This is a genomic window from Alteromonas sp. BMJM2 (assembly GCF_027257845.1).
Taxonomy (GTDB): domain Bacteria; phylum Pseudomonadota; class Gammaproteobacteria; order Enterobacterales; family Alteromonadaceae; genus Alteromonas.
Genome location: NZ_JAPVOT010000007.1, coordinates 123,352 through 146,114 on the forward strand (window position 1 = coordinate 123,352; position 22,763 = coordinate 146,114).

Sequence of the window (22,763 nt, forward strand, 5' to 3'; positions counted from 1 at the left end):
CTTCCTATTTCGTATATAACTACGTAATCTTTTTATTGTCAGATTACGTATTTTTAATATTCGTAATGCACTGCAAATAAGGAGATTAAGATTTTGAACAAGCCATCTAATACAACTCCTAACGCTTCTCCATTGTCTCGCTTAATGAAAAAAGGCCAGTCAAAAACAGGTTATAAATCAACCTCAGGAAACTTGCTTATGCAGATGAGTGAAAATGACCACAAACAAATTGCGAAACTTATTGGTACTTGGCTAGAACGAGACAAATAATTATAGCGCAGATGTTACGACTTACTTTTTATTCGTCCTGGTTACAAAAAATTACAATTAACTTAGCGATATTATGCTAAACAGGTAACATAATGAAATTAATGTAGTTGGATTTACCATCACACATAACGCTCTAACATTATAAAACAATCACATTTTTGAAAAAGGTAGTAAAATATGGCGGCCAAGGGAAATTGGACCAAATCCTTGTTTATTGGCTTGTGGACGGTACTGAACTTCACCCGCAAACTTTTCTTCAACGTAATATTCATTGTAATTTTCGTTGGCATTATCATGGCCATCGCGAACCAAGACGGTGATCAGCTAACAGTTAAATCCGATAGTGCGCTTTATCTCACACTCAATGGCCAACTGGTAATTGAAAAAGAGAGCGTTGACCCCTTCGAGCAATTTTTGCAAGAGTCATTAGGCAGCGAACCCGACAATCCAGAAGTGTTGGTACGCGATGTCGTAGACGTGCTTGAAAACGCGGCAAAAGACAGAAGAATTAAAGCACTCGTGCTAGACCTTCAAGGGCTTACTGGTGGTGGACTAGACAAGCTTCGCGTTGTAGCAGAGGCCATTGAGTCCTTTAAAGAATCTGAAAAGCCTGTTTACGCTATAGGCGACTACTACTCTCAAGATCAATACTACTTAGCAGCCCAAGCTGACCATGTGTACCTTAATCCCATGGGTGGCCTATTGCTTGAGGGTTACGGCCGTTACGGTCTGTATTTTAAAGACATGCTAGATAAACTCAAAGTGACTACACATATATTTAGAGTGGGCACATACAAGTCGGCAGTCGAGCCGGTCATGAGAAATGACATGTCTGCTGAAGCAAAAGAAGCAGAAAAGCAGTGGTTAGACGGGTATTGGAAACAATATAAAGAAGATGTTGCTGCAGCCCGCGGTATAGACGTCGCTAACTTCGATGAAACGGCTAACGAATTGCTTTCTAAGTTTGAGGCCGCTGGAGGCGATTTCGCTCAATATGCCCTTGATAACAATTGGGTAGATGCACTAAAGACCCGGGAAGAAGTGAGACAAGAACTTATCGAATTGGTGGGTGAAGGTGATAACCAGCAGGGAATCAATCTAACAGCCTTTAACACCTATTTAAAAGTGATTAATCCTCCGATGCCTAAGATCGATAGTGATATGGACAAGGTGGCAATCGTAGTGGCAAAAGGTACCATCTTAGACGGTAATCAAAAAGCCGGTACTATTGGTGGCGATAGCACAGCACGATTACTGCGTCAGGCTCGCTTAGACGACAATATTAAAGCAGTAGTGCTTCAAATAGACTCACCAGGTGGCAGTGCTTTTGCCTCAGAAGTGATTCGCCAAGAGATATTACAGCTGCGTCAAGCTGGTAAGCCAGTTATCTCTTCAATGAGTACGTACGCAGCATCTGGCGGTTATTGGATAGCAGCAAGCACTGATAAAATTATTGCAAGCCCAAGTACAATCACAGGCTCAATTGGTGTATTTGGTATGTTAATGACCTACGAAAACTCACTAGACTATTTAGGCATACACAGCGATGGCGTTGGCTCTACTGACATTGCAGGCTTATCGCCAGCAAGAGCGCTATCTCCAGCGTTTGGACAAATCCTTCAGCGCAATGTTGAAAACACCTACGGAAACTTTCTATCATTAGTAGCAAACGCTAGGGATATGACTGTTGAAGAAGTTGACACTGTTGCTCAGGGGCGCGTGTGGATTGGTGAAGATGCATTAGCGTTAGGCCTTGTTGATGAGCTTGGTGAGCTTGATGATGCAGTAGCTGCTGCAGCTGAATTCGCTGAGTTAGAAAATTACGACACAGTGTATGTACAGCGCAGCCTTAGTGCTCAAGAACTGTTTTGGAAAGAATTCTTTGGCCAGGCTATGACATTTGTTGGTAAATGGCAGTTCGCTAACAGCAACTCTGCGCTTATCAATGAATTTAAACGCGTCATGGGTGAGTTTAATACCTTAAATGAGCTCAACGATCCAAAAGGCACGTACATATTGTGCTTACCCTGTGATGTGAGATAATATTTAACGTGATCTACCTCACAATGCTTTGAGAAAACGCCGTTTAATACGGCGTTTTTTTATAGATGTACTTTTATAACTTTACTTTTATTAAACTTTGCTCTTTGCACTGTTTTTGTGGCAGCGCACCGAATTGTAAGCCTGTATTTAAAAGGACAAACGCCATCGCTACTCGTGACTTATCTGAGCAACAGCAATATGAAATCCATGCTGCGCTAACCGCTTGTTATGACAAAGCAGAAAACTATTTTAATAGGCAATTTGTCCGCCCTCACCTGTCATTTCGACGCTCGGGTAAAAACGCAGGCACGGCATTCCTACAGCAAAATAGAATTAATTTGCACCCTTTGCTGTTTAAGCAAAATCAACAGGCATTCTTACAAGAAGTGATACCTCATGAGGTAAGCCACCTGCTGGTTTGGACTTTGTTCGGACGAGTGAAGCCTCACGGTGAAAAGTGGCAGAGCATTATGATAGAGGTGTTTGGATGTGAGGCAAAAACAACGCATAGCTTTGACGTGAAAGCGGTGACAAACACCGTGGCTTATTCCTGTGAATGCAGTGAGCATAACCTCTCAATGCGACGCCATAAAAGCATTCTCAACGGTACACGCTATCGTTGTAGGAAGTGTAATTCAGAACTAAAACAGAATACTTAATTAAACCAATTCTCGGTAAACGCATTGTCTAAGTCTTTAAACGCTGTTTTGAGTAACTGCGCTAGTTCTTTATATTTTGGCTTTGATTTAACCGAAGCGACTTTACAGCCCTGCGAGCGCATTGAAGAATGTATTTCCTGATACCAGCTGTTCAACTGGGGCGGTAAATATTGGTCCGAGCGATGGCCTAGCCACAGCAAACCTTGTATGGGGAGACTAAGAAAAAACATGCCCATGGCAATAGTCTGTGGAATAAACTGCGTACCTAAGTTTTGAAGCAACAGTAAACATATCACCATGGTGGCTGGCGGCATGGTCTTTATAGCGAATTTAGTGGCAGCCACAACTCTGCACTCTGGAAAAAAACCATACAGCTCTTTCCTCATGGGCCATGTTTTCATGTATTGTTGACCGTCTTTCAGCATTGTCATCACTGACTGTGACATGTTTCACCTCTGGAAGTACTTATCGCACTGCATACAATCTAATGCTTACCGTAAATTGTAATGCTCTTTATATTTAATACAAGAAACACTGACGTGTTGCCCACTTTTTTTGCCTTATTTTGTCACTAGATTGCCGATTCTTAACTTATATTGACTGAAATTTTAAAATTTTTATCAACGTAGCTGTTCGAATATTGATATCCTTAGCGCCATTATGTGATTTGAAATACTGCCGATTCGTCATTTATCGATACAACGGAGCACATTTCAACAAACACAATTAAAAAGATTAAGATGGAAAAGGTTGATTTACGCCCAAGCGACCTCACCTTCTTGATACTAATTTTCGAATAGTTTACTCACCCTGTCATTGGGTGTTATTGGAGAGGAAAATGTCAGAAAGCAGACACGTCCGTCTACTTATCTTAGGATCGGGTCCTGCGGGTTACTCGGCAGCCGTTTATGCAGCGCGTGCTAACTTAGAACCGGTTCTGTTAACGGGAATACAGCAAGGCGGGCAGCTTACAACCACCACCGAAGTTGAAAATTGGCCTGGAGATCCTGAAGGTTTAACAGGTCCAGACTTAATGGTTCGTATGCAAAAACATGCTGAGAAGTTTGATACTGAAATCATTTTTGACCACATCAACAAAACTGATTTAAGCAAACGTCCATTCACTTTGCACGGTGATAACGGTACTTACACTTGCGACGCACTTATCATTTCTACAGGTGCATCGGCAAAGTATTTAGGTCTTGAATCAGAGCAAGCCTTCATGGGGAAAGGCGTATCAGCATGCGCAACCTGTGACGGATTTTTCTATCGCAACCAAAAAGTAGCCGTTGTTGGCGGTGGTAATACCGCGGTAGAAGAAGCGCTATATTTGTCTAACATTGCTTCTGAAGTTCATGTAATTCACAGAAGGGATACTTTCAGAAGTGAGAAGATCCTTGAGCAGCGTCTACGAGACAAAGCGGAAAACGGCAACGTTGTATTGCATCTAAATAAGACACTAGATGAAGTACTTGGTGATGATATGGGTGTTACAAAAATCCGAATCAAAGATACCGACGGCGATGCCACTGAAGAGCTTGATGTAATGGGCTTATTCATTGCCATTGGTCACAAGCCTAACACAGATATATTTGCCGACCAGCTCACTATGAAAGACGGCTATATAGTTGTGAACAGTGGTTTGCACGGCAACGCCACACAAACTAGCGTAGAAGGCGTTTTTGCCGCTGGTGACGTTAGTGACCACGTTTATCGTCAGGCGATCACGTCTGCCGGCACTGGCTGCATGGCAGCACTTGATGCAGAAAAATTCTTGGACGGAATGGCTTCTGAACAAGGGTAATCGCAGTGTGGGCCTCACTTATCCTGTGAGAAATCGGTGAGGCCTTTATTATGCTAGCACTACACTACATTGAAAATGATGCGCCCTTCCCTGCGGTACATGAGGCCTTAGCCGAACCCAATGGCTTACTCGCTTTTGGCGGCGACCTAAGTCCTCAGCGTTTGTTCTCAGCGTACTCTCAAGGCATTTTTCCTTGGTTCAGCGATGACGAACCTTTACTGTGGTGGTCTCCTGATCCGAGAGCTATCATTGAATTAGATGATTTCTGCGTTTCAAAAAGTTTAAAGAAACTCGTTAGACAGCGAAAGTATACCGTAACGCTTAATCATGCATTTGATAAAGTTATCGATACGTGCTCGGCAATACCGCGGGTTACGCAATCAGGAAGCGGCACTTCTAACGAAACTTGGATTACCGACGATATGAAAGCCGCCTATTCGCAACTTCATGGCTTAGGCATTGCCCACTCTGTTGAGGTATGGGAAAACGAACAGCTCGTTGGCGGCCTTTACGGCGTAGGTATTGGTAAGGTGTACTGCGGTGAGTCTATGTTTCACAAGAAAAGTAATGCATCTAAACTTGCAATGGTTGCCCTTGTAGAGCATATGCGTTCACAAAACATGGCTTTTATTGATTGCCAACTTCCTACCGATCATTTGGCCTCATTAGGCGCGTGCGCGGTCACTAGAGAAGACTTTATTAAGAAACTGAATGAAAATAATCAGACTGTAGCTACAAATGGAGAGCTATGTTCTGAATATTTAGAGCATTGGCGCCCAAGAGTAATAACACCATGAAATTTGGTATCACTCAGTCATTTTCCTGCAGCTACCTTCCTAACGAGGAAGAAAGACTGCTGGTCTATGCAGAAGAAGATGCATCGTTATCATCCCGATATTCTCAGCTGATTCAAGCAGGGTTTAGGCGAAGCGGCGAACAAATTTACCGCCCCCACTGTGTTAGTTGCAACAAATGCCAATCTGTAAGGCTCTCGGTGGATGTATTCACGCCCTCTCGCAGCCAAAAGCGGATTTTGAAAAGCAATGCTGCACTATCTGTAAAGTTTAGTACTTCATTAAAACCAGAATACTATCCGTTGTACGAGCGCTACATCAATGAGCGGCATTCTGATGGCTCGATGTATCCCCCTTCCTATGAACAATTTGATAATTTTTTAAACTGTACATGGATGGCACCACATTTTTTAGAAGCTTATGATAAAGATAAGCTTGTAGCGGTTGCAGTAACAGACGTACTAGAGGACAATGCATACTCAAGCGCGTTATCAGCGCTTTATACCTTTTTTGACCCTGACTATGCCGCATCATCTCTCGGTACGTGGATGATACTCATGCAAATTGAACAGGCAAGGTCATTAGGCCACCATTACGTTTACTTAGGGTACTATGTGGAAGGCTGTCAAAAAATGAGCTACAAGCACAAATTTCACCCCTTTGAACAGTTTATAGACAACCAATGGCATCTATTTACTAAAAAACCAGCTTAATCGCTTTACACTGCACGCAAGATTGGTTAATGTCTGCGCGGCAAAAATTTTGAATTACTGAGGTAACTGCTTTACATGGCAAAAGAAGATTGTATTGAAATGGAAGGTACGGTGCAAGACACTCTACCTAATACTATGTTCCGCGTAGAACTAGAGAATGGTCACGTAGTGACTGCACATATTTCTGGTAAAATGCGTAAGAACTATATCCGAATTCTTACTGGCGATAAGGTCACTGTTGAGATGACTCCCTATGATTTGACCAAAGGTCGTATCATTTATCGCGCAAGATAATGAGCCATTGAAGCGGTAACGCATAAAAAAAGCCCGATAATTTTTAAATTATCGGGCTTTTTAATTTGTGCGTCACTTTACCAATTAACTCGGCTCAGCTTGCTCTGACTTCGTATCCACGCCGCTGTATTCAAACGTTAATTTGTCATCAACGTAATCCACTTTAACGTTTCCGCCTTTCGCCAGCTCACCAAACAGCAGCTCATTGGCCAGTTCTTTCTTAAGCTCATCTTTTATGAGACGTGCCATTGGGCGCGCACCCATCGACTTGTCATACCCTTTTTCAGCCATGTAAGCTCGTGCTTCAGATGTCACCTCTAAAGACACACCTTTCACGTCTAACTGAGCCTGCAATTCGATAATGAACTTGTCTACCACCTGTAAGATGATTTCAGCATCCAAGTGATTAAACCATATGATGCCATCAAGACGATTACGGAACTCAGGGGTGAATATCTTATTGATTTCACTCAGGGCATCGTGACTATGATCTTGTTGCTTAAAGCCTATAGACTTGCGCACAGTTTCCTGTACACCTGCGTTGGTGGTCATCACCAATACCACATTTCTGAAATCAACCTTACGGCCGTTGTTATCAGTCAGTGTGCCGTGGTCCATTACCTGCAGTAATATGTTGTAAATATCGCTGTGGGCTTTCTCAATTTCATCAAGTAACACAACCGAATACGGGTTTTTAATTACCGCGTCAGTCAACAACCCGCCTTGGTCGAAACCAACATAGCCTGGAGGCGCACCAATTAAACGGCTAACAGCATGACGTTCCATGTACTCAGACATATCGAAGCGCACTAGCTCAACACCCATAATATTTGAAAGCTGTTGAGTGACCTCCGTTTTACCTACACCGGTTGGACCTGCAAATAAGAAACTACCAATTGGCTTTGTTTCAGCGCCTAATCCAGAGCGAGACAGCAATATAGCGTCATTAAGCGTCTCTATGGCTTTGTCCTGACCGAACACTACCATCTTAAGGTTGCGCCCTAGGTTTTTAAGTACTTCTTTGTCAGATGCCGATACGGACTTCTCAGGTATACGAGCCATTTTAGCTATAATTTGCTCGATATCACCCACATTGATTGTTTTCTTTCGCTTTGACGGTGCAAGGAGACGCTGACTAGCGCCGGCTTCGTCCATTACATCAATAGCTTTATCAGGTAGGTGCCTCTCATTAATGTATTTCGCAGACAGCTCCGCCGCAGCCTGAATCGCTTTTTGCGTGAATCGCACATTGTGGTGATCTTCGTAACGGCTTTTCAGTCCAAGTAAAATCTTCGTAGTGTCGCTAACACTTGGCTCTGTCACGTCGACCTTTTGGAAGCGACGAGCTAATGCACGATCTTTCTCAAAAATACCTTGATACTCTTGATACGTGGTTGATCCAATACAGCGTAATTCGCCGCTAGATAGTTTAGGTTTTAGTAAGTTAGAGGCATCCATGACGCCACCAGAAGCTGCACCTGCACCAATGATCGTATGAATTTCATCAATGAACAATATGGCATGTTCATCTTTACTGAGCTCTTTGAGTATGGCCTTAAGGCGCTTTTCAAAGTCGCCGCGGTATTTTGTTCCCGCCAGCAGGCCACCAAGGTCAAGAGAGTAAACGGTACTTTGTGCAATAACCTCTGGTACATCGTCGTTCACAATACGGTAAGCTAACCCTTCGGCGATAGCGGTTTTACCCACACCTGCTTCACCAACAAGTAGAGGGTTATTTTTACGACGTCTGCATAAGATTTGAATCGTACGTTCAACTTCAGCATCACGGCCGATAAGAGGGTCGATTTTGCCATCTTTAGCATGGCGGTTTAAATCGGTAGCGTATTTACCTAACGCTGTTCCGTTTTCTTCACCGCCCTCAGCCTCTTCTGGAGTTTCCGAATTTATTGACTCATCATCTTCAGCTTTACTCACACCATGGCTAATATAATTAACCACATCAAGTCTAGTCACGTCGGCTTTCTTCAAAATGAATACTGCCTGCGACTCTTGCTCGCTAAAGATAGCGACTAGCACATTGGCGCCGGTAACTTCATCTTTGCCTGACGACTGAACATGAAAAACGGCGCGCTGCAGCACTCGTTGAAACCCGAGGGTCGGCTGCGTTTCACGCTCGTTCAGCTGCTCGTCTAAAATAAGTGGCGTTGTATCTTTCACAAAAGATAGCAATTCGCTTTTAACGGCCTCAACGTCTGCGCCACACGCTTTTAATGCATCGCGAGCTGCTGTGTTGTCCAGCAATGCCAACAACAAGTGTTCTACCGTCATAAACTCATGACGGTGCTCTCTGGCAAATACAAACGCACTATTTAACGTCTGTTCTAATTCTTTATTTAACATATTGCTCGCCCTCTACAAATTGCCTTATGCCTGCTCCATTGTGCACATCAATGGGTGCTGGTGTTTGCGTGCGTACTGATTCACTTGCATGACTTTCGTTTCTGCAATCTCAGCGGTAAAAACACCACAAACCGCTTTACCTTCATAATGTACGGTAAGCATAAGTTGATTGGCTTTCTCAGCGTCCAAATTGAAAAACTGCGTGAGAACCTCTATAACAAAATCCATTGGTGTATAGTCGTCATTATTCAACAACACTTTATACATGGGAGGCGGCTGCGGCTTTTGTCGCTGCGCGTCTTTTTGTTTTTCCTTTTCAATACTAATAGCGTTGTCTTTACTCATAACTTAATAATAGTGTGTTACTGGCAGATGTCGTTAAACTTTTGGATAAAATTAATTCACATTAGCTCTTGACATAATATGGTTAAAAAATCTACATTTTGATAGTGACATTGAGTATCTGTCTATATCGATACTCAATACACTATGCGCTCGGATCTATAATGGGGGCATAAACGTGTGAGTTCAAGGATTAAGAGGAAGTCGAAGTATGGCGGTTGGCAAAGTTAAATGGTTTAACAACGCGAAAGGTTTTGGGTTTATCGTTCCAGAGGAAGGTGGTGATGACATATTCGCTCACTACTCCACAATTCAGATGGAAGGTTATCGCTCATTGAAAGCAGGGCAAGAGGTTCAGTTCGAAGTGCAACAAGGACCGAAAGGCTTGCATGCAGAGAACATAGGTTTCGTAGAAGAACCAGAGCGTTAAAGCAAGATTCTAAGCAGCCCGACGGCCATGTCGGGCGCTTCTAACTCTCTCTTCACATTAAATAAAATGATAAAGCGCCGCTTTCATTTGTCTATCGTATGGTGCATTTTTATCCAATTCACAACATCCCCCTCGTCACTGAAAGATGGTAACGAGAAATGGTAATACTGCATCAGCACATCGAATATGGGTGTTTTGAAAGGCGTTTTCACTTCGAATTTTTCTGAGTATTTTCCTAATTAAACTCGTTACCCTACGCATCTTGAATATAATTTCACCTAAAGTATGGAAAATTTGTAATAACAATTTGTCTATATCATTCACTTGCACTTAACCGCACAGGTTAGTTTCTAACCACTTTGGACTGTTAAAATATAGGACATCTCCTATTTTGGCTTTTCAATGCTCCGGCCCATTTCGTCAACTGAAAACTCACAAAAAGTATCACTCATGCAACAGACATTAAGGACTCTCTACTCTTGAATGTGATATGTGCCATTTCCCGGCATTTATGCCGCCATTTTATGTTGGCGGCTGCCATGCAGATTGCGGACAGTCGAGCATTTAGTTAGCCGGCTTAAAAAATAGATTGAGGTGCTAGTTACTTAGCAGTATTTTCGAACCTGAACCGTCGCTACGCCCAAAGTCTCAGCCCAATTAAGCCATTACTAAGCAATAGGACTGCCAAAAATAAATTAGCTAAGGTAAATAAAGTTGTGTGCCATCTAGTAAAACTGTTTATCGGTAATTTTCTGAGTTTGTACCACATCCATACCGACCACACAGCGCTAAACAGAAATCCTAAACTTCCCACAAAAATTAGTACCGACAGCAGCGATACTGAACCTGCTATTGAATACATACTGGGCGAACTCGTAATGATGCGTAAACAAAGTAGCGTCACAATTGCAATACACAGCGAAAGTAAAGGCCATGACCTATAGGCAACCGCTTGGCTCGTAATCGATTTTTTAACAAAAAAACGAGGAAGCCAAATTAACATGAATAACACGCTCGATAAGGCCATGAGTACCCAAAACATAATCACCAACAACGGCAATAATGCACTGACTATATTCGTTTTAATGAATGTTTGCGGGCCATAATAAATCCCATCACCAAAATCGCTATCCTTGATAGGAAGTAACACCGTAAGCCCGGTTGTATTTTGTTTAAATCCCTTGTTGGCATCAGGGATCAGAATACGGGTCGGTGAGCCTATCAATGGTTTTATCGTACTGCTAGTGTCTCCTATCTGTAATTGCCATGGAACAATAGTCGATAGTATCGAATAGGTTGCAGATATGGGTGCAGCGTTTTTGTACCAGCCTGACAGTGCCTTATCTTCTTGGCTCACTTCTCGCTCGGCTTTTACGTTTGGTACTGTAATATCTTTAGTTAAGTAATGACTTACTAAGCGATGTATTTGGCTAACCGCAGGGCTATTGTTATTAGCCGCGATAACATAAGCAAATTGATATTCTGGGTTGTAAATGAGCATTGCAGTAGCGCCGCGTAAACTACCTTCATGCCCATAAAGTACGACGCCATTTGCATGAAATAATTGATTTCCTAAGCCCCAACCAAAGCTAAGGCCTCTTTTTGCTGCGAGCGTGCCTGATGGCTTTCTAAATGATGCAAGTGCATTTCGACTGACGATATTCGTACTTTCTTCATTGGCTAAGAATTGCGCGAAACTTAGCATATCCCCCATTGTGCTATTGAGGCTACCTGCTGCGCGGTTGTTGAGGTGACGATAAGGTTGTTCTTGTTTGTTGATATATAAACTGACGGCCGACTCTCGGTATGTGTCTGAAAAATAGTACCCACTATTGTCCATTGACAATGGCTCGAAAAAACTACGTGTAACGTACGATTCAAATACCTCACCCGTCATCTTTTCAACGATATAAGCGCCAGCCAAAAAGCTCGTGTTATTGTAGGCCACACGGCTGCCCGGTTTCCAGCGAGACAAACGAGAGTGAGGGTGGGCATTTAATGCATCGATAATAGCAACTGGAGTATCTGATAGTGCCTTTTGCTCGTTGAAATGCGGACTGTCCCAGCCAGATGAGTGATTTAATAAATGCACAATTCGCAGCGGTTCCGTTGTCTCCCATGGATTCGTAAATTCAATTTCAGGCGCAAGGGTTTGCAATTTATCGTTCAGGCTAAGCTTGCCTTCCTCTTCAAGCTTGAGCAGTGACAAAGCTACAAACATTTTGGAAATTGAGCCAAAGCGAAATTGACTACTATCGTTTAGCGGTATTTTTGACTCAATGTTCGCAATTCCAGAATAGTAGCGCCAATGAGGCTGCCCGGCTTGCACTACTCCCACTGCAACGCCTTGTGTATTTGTGCGCACGCGTACTTGGTCTATCGCTATACTTAGCTCTTCTAAGCTATTAATCGGCTTTTGTTTTACAGGCACTTGTGCCATTGAAGTGCCAGAAAAAATAGCACCGAATAAACACAGTGTTATCGCCCAATATATTCTCATGATAAATCCCTTAACCTTCATTGTTAGTCGTGTTACAACTATTTGCACTGTCGCTTTTTTTCTTATCATGGTAAGCACTTTTCGTTGTGTGCTATTTTTGTATGCAAAATGACGGCACTACACAAATGATTCTTTATGACCGTGTGTGGCGAAATACGTTAACGCATGGCCACATCCTCTAAGTCACTGAATTTGATTGGTAAATATATAAAGCGAAATATGAGCATATGCTGTACGAATTTGGTGAATTTCATTTTAACGAGAGCACTTGTGACCTTTTTTATAGACAAGCACCGGTAAAAGTTGAACCACAAGTTGCGCAACTTTTGCGTTATTTTTTACAAAATAAAGGTAAAGTCTTGTCTCGCGATGACTTAATGCTAGTGTTGTGGTCTGACAGGGTAGTCACAGATGACGCTCTTCGTTCCAGTATCAAGAAATTACGTGACATTCTAAAAGACGATGCCAAATCACCAAAATTCATCAAAACACTACCCATGAAAGGCTATGAGTTTATCGGTGAGATAGAGCTTGTAACGTCTAAAACCTCATCGCTTGTTTCGATGAAAACTAAACTACTAGGTACTATATTTTTTTTGTGTTTACTCGTGCTATGTATTTGGCAGTCGGGCATTGTTGGTCCTACAAACAATAAACCACATATAACCAAGCTAACCGATATCGCGGGGTCTGAATTACTACCAAATTACGATCCTATCAACAAACGCTTAATTTTTTCACACCGCGCAAACAAAGATGACTTTTTACAATTGTATGTAAAGGAAATGGATAGCGGTAAGGTAACGCGCCTGACATGGGATGAGGCGAATTATGGCAACCCGATTTGGTCTCCCAATGGCGATCGTTTTGCTTATATTCGCAGTACCACTACATCAATGAATCACTATATTAGTGAGTTCGATACACTCAAAGGCATGATCAATTCAAACAAACTAGATAACGATATTCTATCTACTCATTATTTGCTGGGCTGGTCATCTAAGAAAATGGGGCTTTACTTAACTGACAAAACAAGTCCTTCTCGCCCACAAGGAATATGGTTTTTCGATATTATTAGGAACACGACAGAACAAATAACGTCGCCTAGCGTCCACGGCCAAGGTGACTACTTCGTTAAAGAGTCGTTTGACGGTACCCAACTCGCCATACTGCGAAGCCTATCCCTCAATAAGCATGAATTATTAGTACTGCATTTAAGCACTGGTGAAATATTATACGCTAATCAATTACCCAACAAAATGCATCGACTGGTTTGGAGCAACGACGATAGCAGTATTACCTTAGGAAATTTTGATGGCACATTGCTACGAGTCACCCTGAGTAACCGAGAGATCGAAGACATTACGCCCAAAGCCGACTTTGTTAACCACCTTTTCTATCAATGCGGACAAAACTGTTATTACATGCGTCAGCACAATGGAAACTATTTAGATATTGCAGAGCAACCGAACCCCTTCTCTGAAAAAAGTATAGGCTCTTTTGGATATTTTGAACTGAGCGGCGCAAATTCCTTTCCGGTGTATGCGAATACCGATAACAAAATTTATTTTTTTAGTCAGTATGGCCAAACCAGTCGAATTGAATATATTGATGGGAATGGTGCTCTAGCAACAGTGCTAAATTTTAAAAATGTTGTTGAAATACAGAGTTTGGCGCTTAACCGTGACGATACATATTTTGTAGGTTTGGTGGACTCAAGTTTGTTCATCTACGATATAAATAGAGGCGTGTTCAGCTACCTGAGTAAACAAACCGACATCACCTATCCGCCACACTGGCTTGATGAGAACCATTTTGTTTATGCAAAATTAGAGAAAAATGAAGCGATGCTCTATCAGTATTCACTGCTCGATAATACGTCTACACTTTTAATGAGTGGTTATGTTGGTTTACTAAATATTGGATTAAATGATCGTTTACTTATCGATAAAGACTATCATTTATGGCGACAACAAAATAATGAGGTCAAAGAAATAGGAATATTGCCGTCAAGTCAGCCTAATCGGTTTAAATTAGTGGGGAATAATATCTACTATACCGATAGGGAAGAAAATACGAATATGCTATTTAAATTATCGATTGATGACGCTTCGCTAAATAAAGTTGAGCTGGCTAAAAACCGTTTTAAAGCCCACTTTGATATCTCGGCAGATCAGGAGAAGCTCGCCGTTGTTGAGTCCTTATTGGCGCAAAGCGATATCATCAAGCTTGAGTTACGATAAGTCTTAAATGGCGAATACCTAACACTCGATTATTATTGGTAACGGTAACATTTTCCTCAACGGTCGGCCTAGGCTGCTGGCACTCGAAACTCTTAAGCGATAACCTACCAAAGGAATTGTGGCTAGTTCAGCATGATTTTTTGTTCCGCAATTCGCGCTTAGTCATCAGTTTTGCAAAAAACAGAAACTAAAAACAATCACTAGAAAACTCATCGGTAATATTGAGTTCTTTTGTCGCCATTTCTAACAAGGCTTCATCAATAGGTGGAGGCATTATATTTACTTCAAGGCTTAACCTTTCAACAATTGCCCGCAATACGTCTACCCTTGCCTGCCACTTATGCTCACCATCAATAATTTTCCACGGTGCGAATGGCGTGTTTGTTTTGTTAAACATGTCATTAATTGCATTAATATAGTGGTTTCTTTGCTTACTGTTATGTAAGTCTTCTGCAGTGAGCTTCCAGCGTTTGTAAGGATTGCGGAGTCTTTCTTCAAAGCGTTTTCGCTGCTCTGCAGCTGAGATATGCATAAACAGTTTTACAATACGAACGCCACTATTATGAAGTGTTTCTTCAAACTCGTTAATTTCTCGGTACCCACGCTGCCATTGTGCATCACTGGCCAATTGATCAACGCGTTCAACTAATACTCTTCCATAGTGGGAACGGTCGAATATAGTCATATTCCCAGGGGCTGGAACATGATGCCAAAAACGATAAAGAAAATGTTTTGCCTGGTCTATTTCATCAGGCTTAGCCACGGGTATTACTCGCACGCCGCGGGGATCGAGTTTTTCGGTAACTCGCCTTATCGCACCGCCTTTCCCCGATGCGTCCCAGCCTTCAAAAACGATGAGAGCTCGTCGATTTTGATGAAAATAGGCTTGTTGAATATGAAAAAGCTGTTCTTGCAACGCTTTTTCTTCTGCTTTGTAAGTCTCTTTGTCTGTATAGCGGGACGCAGGAAACTCATGCTGAAGAGTGAGTATGTTCGCGTTTTCCTGCTTTTGCATTTCAGACTTTTCGCTCAACATCACCGAACTTTGTTCTTTTTCGCTCATGATGAAACTCCCTTCGCATTACGCCTTATTCACTTAAGCTGCGGCCTATTGGTTTGAGTTACCGCCTACAAGCTGCAGCTTTGACACATTAACTAAAGCAGACGCAATATGTCGGCAGTTAAAAATAGGCGCCTGTTTTTACATCAACCATAGCAGAAAGAGGCTTTAGGGCGGAATAAAGACAATAAAAAACCCAGAAGCAGCACTTCTGGGTTTTTGGTATGTACACTAACTAGCGCGGTACTTATTCGCTATTTGCGCGCTAATTACGTGTTAACTGAGCGCTAATAGCGCCCTATCAACTGAGCTCAGGCTCTTAAGCGCCGATAATTGCTTTAAGCGTCTCACTAGGAGACATTGCAGCGTAAACCTTGTCTTCGTCTGGGTAGTAGTAACCACCAATTTCTTGCGCTTTGCCCTGTGTAGCATCAATCTCTGCAATAATGTCGTCCATTTTTGCAGAAAGCTCGTCATAAACAGACTTAAACTGCGCAGCAAGCTCAGCATCTTCGCTTTGATTCGCCACTTCTTGTGCCCAGTACATACCAAGGTAAACGTGGCTACCACGGTTATCAAGCTGCCCTGCTTTACGCTGTGGTGACTTACCGTTATTAAGCAGTGTTTCCGTTGCCTTGTCTAATGCTTGTGCAAGAATTTTTGCTCTAGAGTTTTTGTGCTTAATAGCAACATCTTCTAGAGACACGGCTAACGCAAGGAATTCGCCTAGTGAATCCCAGCGTAAATGGCCTTCTTCAACAAACTGCTGAACGTGCTTCGGTGCTGAACCACCTGCACCTGTCTCGTAAAGGCCACCACCTGCCATCAATGGAACAATGGATAGCATCTTAGCACTGGTACCAAGCTCTAGAATTGGGAACAAATCAGTGAGGTAATCACGAAGTACGTTACCGGTTACCGAAATAGTATCTAGCCCGCGAATTGCGCGTTCCATACTGTAACGAATAGCGCGTACTGGAGACATTATTTGAATGTCTAAGCCAGACGTATCATGATCTTTAAGATATGTATTCACTTTTTCAATTAGCTGAGAGTCATGAGCACGCTCATCATCTAGCCAAAATACAGCAGGCATACCTGATTGACGTGAACGAGTTACCGCTAGCTTCACCCAATCTTGAATAGGTGCGTCTTTCACCTGACACATACGCCAGATATCGCCTTCCTCGACGTCGTGAGAAATTAGTACGTTGCCGTCTTGGTCCACGATAGACACAGTACCATCAGCTTCCAGTTCAAATGTTTTATCATGAGAACCGTACTCTTCTGCTTTTTGCGCCATCAGGCCAACGTTTGGCACTGTACCCATTGTTGTTGGATCGAACGCACCATGTGTTTTACAGAAATTAATCGCTTCTTGATAAATAGTCGCGTAAGTACTTTCTGGAATTACTGCTTTAGTATCGTGTGCCTTTCCATCCGGTCCCCACATTTGACCAGAGTTACGGATCATAGCAGGCATTGAAGCATCTACAATAACGTCACTTGGTACGTGAAGGTTTGAAATGCCTTTATCTGAATTAACCATCGCCATTGGTGGTCTATCTGCGTAACACGCATTAATATCTTTTTGAATTTCAGAACGCTGACTTTCAGGTAAGGTCGCTATCTTGTCATAAACGCTACCTAAACCATTGTTAGGGTTAACGCCTAGCTCTTCGAAAAGCTCACCGTATTTGTTAAACAAGTCTTTATAGAAAACCTTTACGCAGTGTCCGAATACAATGGGATGCGACACTTTCATCATGGTTGCTTTCACGTGTAGTGAGAACAATACGCCAGAGTTTTTCGCATCTTCAATTTGCTCTTCAAAGAATTCACAAAGTGCTTTCTTACTCATGAACATGCCGTCGATAACTTCACCGGCTAACAAATCTACGCGTGGTTTAAGGGTTTTCTTACTGCCATCTTTACCCGTAAATTCGATACTCACGTAGCCGTCTTTCTCAACGGTAACCGACTTTTCTGCTGAGTAGAAATCTCCACCGCGCATGTGAGCCACGTGTGAACGAGACGCTTGAGACCACTCGCCCATTGAATGCGGATGCTTGCGAGCAAAGTTCTTCACGGCTGTTGGCGCTCTGCGATCGGAGTTGCCTTCACGCAAAACTGGGTTTACCGCGCTACCAAGTACTTTGCTATAACGCTCGCGAATTTCTTTGTCTTCATCAGTCTTCGGAGAGTCAGGGAACGCAGGTACGTTAAATCCTTTATCGTTTAGCTCTTTAATGGTTGCACGAAGCTGCGGAATTGAGGCACTGATATTAGGAAGCTTAATAATGTTTACATTAGGATCTTGAGTCAAATTACCAAGTTCAGATAATGCATCCGGTACTTTCTGTTCTTCTTTCAGATATTCTGGGAAGTTTGCTAACACACGAGCAGCTAATGAGATGTCAGTTAGTTCAACATCGATGCCTGCCGCAGCAGCAAATTTCTTGATAATTGGAAGTAACGAATACGTCGCCAACATTGGCGCTTCATCCGTCTTCGTATAGATGATCTTAGACTTGGTCATTATATACCTCTGTTAAGTCGGCAGAGTGCTGCCGTTTTTTAATCCATTTTGTTGCAACAACCCGCTACAACAGTAGCGCCCACGGTCACTGCAATACGTAATTACTCATCCGCTTCACAATGCGTTTTTGCTTGTAAAAGCGATTTAACTCTTTCGTCTTCATTTCCCGCCGCACATCCTTTTAACAATGCGCTTTTATGGCGATGTATTGCTACAAACGCCTATCACATATCACTCTGTCATTTTACAACGGGTAAACGAATGCACAGCCTATTATATTGACTGCGCTCATTAGTATAGGGTCGAAAGTTCGAGTTACAAGTCATACCATTGTCTTAGTGATAAAGATCAACGAATTAATTGGTCATTTAGCTCAATTAAAGGGGTATAAGTAGGCACCTTAATTTAAACCGTGCTACGATCGCAAGTTATTCAAGGTGAGCAATAGCCCGCTTGATAGCGTTATGTGCGACAGCCAAACTTGTGTAACAGCTGTCAAATTCTTACACCTAAAAGAACCTCATTGTAGTAATAGAGAATTACAGCTGGTGACTAAGTTACACGTAACGAGTAAATGCATAATTACGTTCCACCACAAACAGGTTTACTATGCCGTCAGATACCAAAGTTATTCTTTTCAACAAACCGTTTCAGGTGCTCTCTCAATTTACTGATGCCGACGGCCGAGAAACGTTAAAAGATTACATAGATGTACCAGATGTCTACGCAGCAGGTCGACTAGACAGAGATTCGGAAGGGCTTTTAGTCCTTACCAACAATGGGAAATTACAGCACAAGCTTGCTCATCCCAAGGCTAAAACCAGTAAGACATATTGGGTTCAAGTTGAAGGCATACCAGATAGTACCGCTATTCAGTCACTTAAAGCAGGCGTAGCGCTTAAAGATGGCATGACCAAGCCTGCGAAAGTTAAATTAATGTCTGAGCCCAACGTGTGGGACAGACACCCACCAGTCAGATTTCGCCAATCTATTCCTACCTCTTGGCTTGAAATAACCATTTCTGAGGGTCGTAACAGACAGGTTAGGCGGATGACTGCTCACGTAGGCTACCCCACGCTGCGACTTATCCGCTACCGCGTTGGAAACTGGACAATCGACGGCATTCAAAGCGGCAAGTACGTGAGCATAGATGGATGAGATAGATGGATAAGATAGATGGATTATACCAAATGCTTTTTCTTAGCAACGCGCATTAAACACAATAATCAATGTCTCCTTATATAAATAGCGAAAGTAACTACGAAAGGTGAATAGCTAATGTGGGGATGTATATTGAAATTGGATTTAAACACCCTACTGAATAAGCTATGCCGAATTGGCAAGATATTAGTGTGAATTACCCCTTCAATTCTGGTAAAATCCGCGACCTAAAATTGATACGCAAGCAAGTTGTCGTTCATTTATCAATCGACATTGAAAGAGCGGTCGAAAGGTCGTTTTTAAGAACTGTCCCAGTAAATACCCTGGGTTTTCCTGCAATTTCCTAAATATTGAGTGTGCAAGACGTAGTGACTGACATAGATTCAAACGCCAGCAAAAAAGTTATCGTCGGTATGTCCGGCGGTGTAGATTCATCCGTTTCGGCTTACCTACTTCAACAGCAGGGGTATCAAGTTGAAGGACTTTTCATGAAAAACTGGGAAGAAGATGACAACGACGAATATTGCGCCGCTGCTGAAGACTTAAAAGATGCCCAAGCAGTCGCTGACAAGCTTGGCATGGAGCTGCACACTATCAACTTTGCCGCAGAGTATTGGGATAACGTATTTGAATATTTTCTTGAAGAGTACAAAGCGGGTAGAACACCTAATCCCGACATTATGTGTAACAAGGAAATTAAGTTTAAAGCGTTTCTAGAGTTTGCAGCTGAAGACTTAGGTGCCGATTACATCGCAACAGGCCATTACGTAAGGCGTCGCGAATTAAACGGCAAATGGCAGATGCTGCGCGGTTTAGACAACAATAAAGATCAAAGCTACTTTCTTTACACCCTAGGTGAAGAACATGTTGCCAAAACACTATTTCCAGTGGGCGATATTGAGAAGCCACTGGTTAGAAAAATTGCAGAGGAACAAGGTCTCATCACCCATGATAAAAAAGACTCCACGGGCATCTGCTTTATCGGTGAGCGTAAATTCAAAGACTTTTTAGCGCAATATCTACCCGCTCAACCAGGTATTATTGAAACCGCTGAAGGCGAAGAGATAGGGAAACACGAAGGCTTGATGTATCACACATTAGGTCAGCGCAAGGGACTTCATATTGGCGGCCTAGCAAAATTTGGGGAGGACCCGTGGTATGTCGTCGATAAGGACGTTGCCAGAAATGTGCTTATTGTTGGTCAAGGTGCGGACCACCCTCGCCTGTATTCAAAAGGCTTGGTGGCGAAACAGCTGCATTGGGTTGATCGTCAAAATGTTACCGCCCCCTTTAAGGCAATGGTGAAAACACGCTATCGTCAGGCAGATATCCCCTGTACCATCACACCAAAAGACAACGACACCATCGAAGTGATGTTCGACGAACCACAAAAAGCCGTTACCCCAGGTCAGTCAGCTGTCTTCTACCTCGACGAGGTATGTTTAGGTGGCGGTATTATTGAGAGCTATATCCGATAATGTTAGATGCAGATATTGAAGATAACTTAGCCCTTGCCGGTGTATGCCAAGCGGCAGCGCTAGTTCAGCAGCTTGCAAGAAAAGGTACCGCGGATAATGATGCCATTGAGGCTAGCTTGTCTAGCATCCTTGTTACTGACCCAGAAACCCCACAGCATGTGTTTGGTCAATTAAGCAATCTGCAAGTAGGATATACCACGTTAGTATCACAAATATCCGACAAGCAAGCGACTAAAGATACAGAGCTTACGCGGTATATCGCTAGCATTCTCGGTTTAGAACGAAAGCTAGCCAAGAAGCCAAAGGCAATGCACGAGCTCGGCGACCGCATATCACACGTTCAGCGACAGCTTGCTCATGTGGACTTCCAAAACCCTCAAATTGTGACATCGCTAGCAAGTGTATATAGCGATATTGTCAGCCCGTTAGCCCCAAAAATTCAGGTTGCAGGCAATCCAGATTACCTTAGCCAACCCGCTGTTCAACACAAGGTACGTGCCTTGTTACTTTCAGGTGTAAGAGCTGCGGTGATGTGGCGACAAATGGGCGGTAGAAGACGCAATATTTTGTTCAAGCGTAAACAAATTTTAAGCAGTGCCGTAAAGGCGCTCAGATTAATCAACTAGTGCCGTTAAGGCGCTCATACTAATAAACTAGTGAGGAGCTCAAGGTGGAACTGAGTCAGTTAACTGCAATTTCCCCTGTCGATGGTCGATATGCTGGCAAAAGCGTAGAATTACGCAGTATTTTTAGCGAGTACGGCTTATTAAAGTACCGAGTAGAAGTAGAAGTTCGTTGGCTACAAATGCTGTCGAGCAACGAACATATTGAGGAAGTTCCCGCTTTTTCTGAATCATCGAATGCACTATTAGACAGCATTGTAGCTGACTTCAGTGTTGAAGACGCCACTCGTATCAAAGATATTGAGCGCACCACTAACCACGACGTAAAAGCGGTTGAATATTTTTTAAAAGAGAAAGTTGCAGATAACGCTGAACTCTCAGCAGTTAACGAATTTATTCACTTCGCATGCACATCAGAAGATATCAATAACTTATCTCACGGCCTCATGCTTACAGAAGCTCGCGAGAACGTCATTCTTCCTTACTGCGATAAGCTCATTGATGCGCTGATTACACTGGCGAAAAAGTATCAATCAATCCCTATGATGGCGAGAACTCACGGCCAGCCCGCCTCTCCAACTACCATGGGTAAGGAAATGGCGAATGTAGCTATTCGTCTTAAGCGCCAGCGCACTCAAATCGCTAATGTAGAGTTGCTAGGTAAAATAAATGGCGCTGTGGGCAATTACAATGCCCATTTGTCAGCTTACAAAGACGTAGATTGGCACAGTGTATCAGAGAAATTTGTGACTTCGTTAGGCCTAACGTGGAACCCTTTCACTACGCAAATTGAACCACATGATTACATTGCCGAGATGTTTGATGCCATTGCGCGCTTTAATACTATTCTAATCGACTTTGATAGAGACGTATGGGGTTATATTGCACTAGGTCATTTCAAGCAAAAAACCGTTGCTGGAGAAATTGGTTCATCAACCATGCCACATAAAGTGAATCCAATCGATTTTGAAAATTCGGAAGGCAACCTGGGTCTGGCCAACGCTATTTTCGACCACCTGTCCGCTAAACTGCCTATTTCTCGCTGGCAACGTGACCTTACCGATTCAACCGTTTTGCGTAATTTAGGTGTGGGTGTGGGTTATGCAGTAATTGCATACCAAGCTACGCTTAAAGGCATTAGTAAGCTTGAGGTAAACGAAAAAAGCCTCACAAACGAGCTAAATAACAACTGGGAGCTTCTTGCTGAGCCAATTCAAACCGTGATGCGTCGCTACGGTATAGAAAAGCCCTACGAGAAATTGAAAGAGTTAACTCGTGGTAAGAAGGTAGATGCCGACGCTATTGCAGCCTTTATCGACAACCTTGATATGCCGGAGCCGGCCAAAGTCGAGTTAAAAGCGCTAACACCGGCTAATTACATTGGCGATGCGATTAGGCTTGTAGACCAGCTGTAATAAGTGTAAACACAAGGGTGTATTAACCCTATCA

Annotated in this window: 19 protein-coding genes; 13 read left to right on the plus strand and 6 right to left on the minus strand. The window is 42.8% G+C overall.

The features are described 5' to 3' along the window. The first annotated feature begins 93 nt into the window (after nt 1-93). The 3 genes from O9X84_RS09795 (at nt 94) to O9X84_RS09805 (ending at nt 2,972) form a co-directional block, all read left to right on the plus strand. Nucleotides 94-270, plus strand: coding sequence for a hypothetical protein (locus tag O9X84_RS09795; RefSeq protein WP_269519558.1), 177 nt, complete (start codon nt 94-96; stop codon nt 268-270). Between the two features lie 177 nt (nt 271-447). Then, entirely contained in the window at nt 448-2,313 is a 1,866-nt protein-coding gene (gene sppA, locus O9X84_RS09800; protein WP_269519559.1) for a signal peptide peptidase SppA, read from the plus strand. Between the two features lie 65 nt (nt 2,314-2,378). Then, nucleotides 2,379-2,972: a SprT family zinc-dependent metalloprotease gene (locus tag O9X84_RS09805; RefSeq protein WP_269519561.1), complete on the plus strand. Its 594-nt coding sequence runs from the start codon at nt 2,379-2,381 to the stop codon at nt 2,970-2,972. On the opposite strand, the gene yfbV is transcribed toward O9X84_RS09805, so the two are convergent. Next, nucleotides 2,969-3,418 (minus strand): terminus macrodomain insulation protein YfbV, encoded by a 450-nt coding sequence (gene yfbV, locus O9X84_RS09810; protein WP_269519562.1) that lies wholly within the window; start codon nt 3,416-3,418, stop codon nt 2,969-2,971. The two genes, O9X84_RS09805 and yfbV, sit on opposite strands and share 4 nt — an antisense overlap. A 392-nt stretch (nt 3,419-3,810) precedes the next feature. Here yfbV and trxB point away from each other — a divergent pair, with 392 nt between their 5' ends. From trxB to infA, 4 genes are all read left to right on the plus strand, one after another. Continuing rightward, on the plus strand, nt 3,811-4,776 hold the full coding sequence (gene trxB, locus O9X84_RS09815; RefSeq protein WP_163107074.1) for a thioredoxin-disulfide reductase: 966 nt from the start codon (nt 3,811-3,813) through the stop codon (nt 4,774-4,776). A gap of 50 nt (nt 4,777-4,826) precedes the next feature. Further along, nucleotides 4,827-5,573, plus strand: a complete 747-nt coding sequence (aat, locus tag O9X84_RS09820; protein ID WP_269519563.1) for a leucyl/phenylalanyl-tRNA--protein transferase — start codon at nt 4,827-4,829, stop codon at nt 5,571-5,573. Then, complete coding sequence (locus O9X84_RS09825) at nt 5,570-6,283, plus strand: arginyltransferase (RefSeq protein ID WP_269519564.1); 714 nt, start codon at nt 5,570-5,572, stop codon at nt 6,281-6,283. Before aat ends, O9X84_RS09825 begins: the two co-directional genes overlap by 4 nt. 75 nt (nt 6,284-6,358) lie before the next feature. Further along, a complete protein-coding gene (gene infA, locus O9X84_RS09830; protein WP_013784390.1) occupies nt 6,359-6,577 on the plus strand; it encodes a translation initiation factor IF-1 in 219 nt (72 codons plus the stop codon). Between the two features lie 84 nt (nt 6,578-6,661). On the opposite strand, the gene clpA is transcribed toward infA, so the two are convergent. Next, nucleotides 6,662-8,938: an ATP-dependent Clp protease ATP-binding subunit ClpA gene (gene clpA / locus O9X84_RS09835; protein ID WP_269519566.1), complete on the minus strand. Its 2,277-nt coding sequence runs from the start codon at nt 8,936-8,938 to the stop codon at nt 6,662-6,664. A gap of 24 nt (nt 8,939-8,962) precedes the next feature. After that, complete coding sequence (gene clpS, locus O9X84_RS09840; protein ID WP_269519567.1) at nt 8,963-9,283, minus strand: ATP-dependent Clp protease adapter ClpS; 321 nt, start codon at nt 9,281-9,283, stop codon at nt 8,963-8,965. A 208-nt stretch (nt 9,284-9,491) separates the two neighbouring features. On the opposite strand from clpS, the gene cspD reads away from it, so the two are divergent. Then, nucleotides 9,492-9,710 carry a cold shock domain-containing protein CspD gene (cspD, locus tag O9X84_RS09845; protein ID WP_032096523.1) on the plus strand — a complete coding sequence of 73 codons (219 nt, stop codon included), beginning with the start codon at nt 9,492-9,494 and terminating at the stop codon, nt 9,708-9,710. 634 nt (nt 9,711-10,344) lie between these two features. Here the strand turns inward: cspD and O9X84_RS09850 are convergent. Next, complete coding sequence (locus O9X84_RS09850) at nt 10,345-12,210, minus strand: serine hydrolase domain-containing protein (RefSeq protein ID WP_269519568.1); 1,866 nt, start codon at nt 12,208-12,210, stop codon at nt 10,345-10,347. Nucleotides 12,211-12,437: 227 nt separating this feature from the next. On the opposite strand from O9X84_RS09850, the gene O9X84_RS09855 reads away from it, so the two are divergent. Next, nucleotides 12,438-14,453: a winged helix-turn-helix domain-containing protein gene (locus O9X84_RS09855; protein ID WP_269519570.1), complete on the plus strand. Its 2,016-nt coding sequence runs from the start codon at nt 12,438-12,440 to the stop codon at nt 14,451-14,453. A gap of 187 nt (nt 14,454-14,640) precedes the next feature. On the opposite strand, the gene O9X84_RS09860 is transcribed toward O9X84_RS09855, so the two are convergent. Both O9X84_RS09860 and O9X84_RS09865 read right to left on the minus strand, forming a co-directional pair. Beyond that, entirely contained in the window at nt 14,641-15,468 is an 828-nt protein-coding gene (locus tag O9X84_RS09860) for a polyphosphate kinase 2 family protein (RefSeq protein ID WP_269519653.1), read from the minus strand. A gap of 364 nt (nt 15,469-15,832) precedes the next feature. After that, nucleotides 15,833-18,052, minus strand: a complete 2,220-nt coding sequence (locus tag O9X84_RS09865) for an NADP-dependent isocitrate dehydrogenase (RefSeq protein ID WP_269519571.1) — start codon at nt 18,050-18,052, stop codon at nt 15,833-15,835. 609 nt (nt 18,053-18,661) lie between these two features. Between O9X84_RS09865 and O9X84_RS09870 the strand changes: the two genes are divergently transcribed. The 4 genes from O9X84_RS09870 (at nt 18,662) to purB (ending at nt 22,729) form a co-directional block, all read left to right on the plus strand. Beyond that, nucleotides 18,662-19,210 carry a pseudouridine synthase gene (locus O9X84_RS09870; protein ID WP_269519572.1) on the plus strand — a complete coding sequence of 183 codons (549 nt, stop codon included), beginning with the start codon at nt 18,662-18,664 and terminating at the stop codon, nt 19,208-19,210. Between the two features lie 371 nt (nt 19,211-19,581). After that, nucleotides 19,582-20,691, plus strand: coding sequence for a tRNA 2-thiouridine(34) synthase MnmA (gene mnmA, locus O9X84_RS09875; protein WP_269519654.1), 1,110 nt, complete (start codon nt 19,582-19,584; stop codon nt 20,689-20,691). After that, a complete protein-coding gene (hflD, locus tag O9X84_RS09880; protein ID WP_269519573.1) occupies nt 20,691-21,317 on the plus strand; it encodes a high frequency lysogenization protein HflD in 627 nt (208 codons plus the stop codon). Before mnmA ends, hflD begins: the two co-directional genes overlap by 1 nt. 44 nt (nt 21,318-21,361) lie before the next feature. Beyond that, the gene (purB, locus tag O9X84_RS09885) at nt 21,362-22,729 is read left to right on the plus strand and encodes an adenylosuccinate lyase (RefSeq protein ID WP_269519574.1); all 1,368 of its coding nucleotides are present in this window, start codon (nt 21,362-21,364) and stop codon (nt 22,727-22,729) included. The last annotated feature ends 34 nt before the right edge of the window (nt 22,730-22,763 follow it).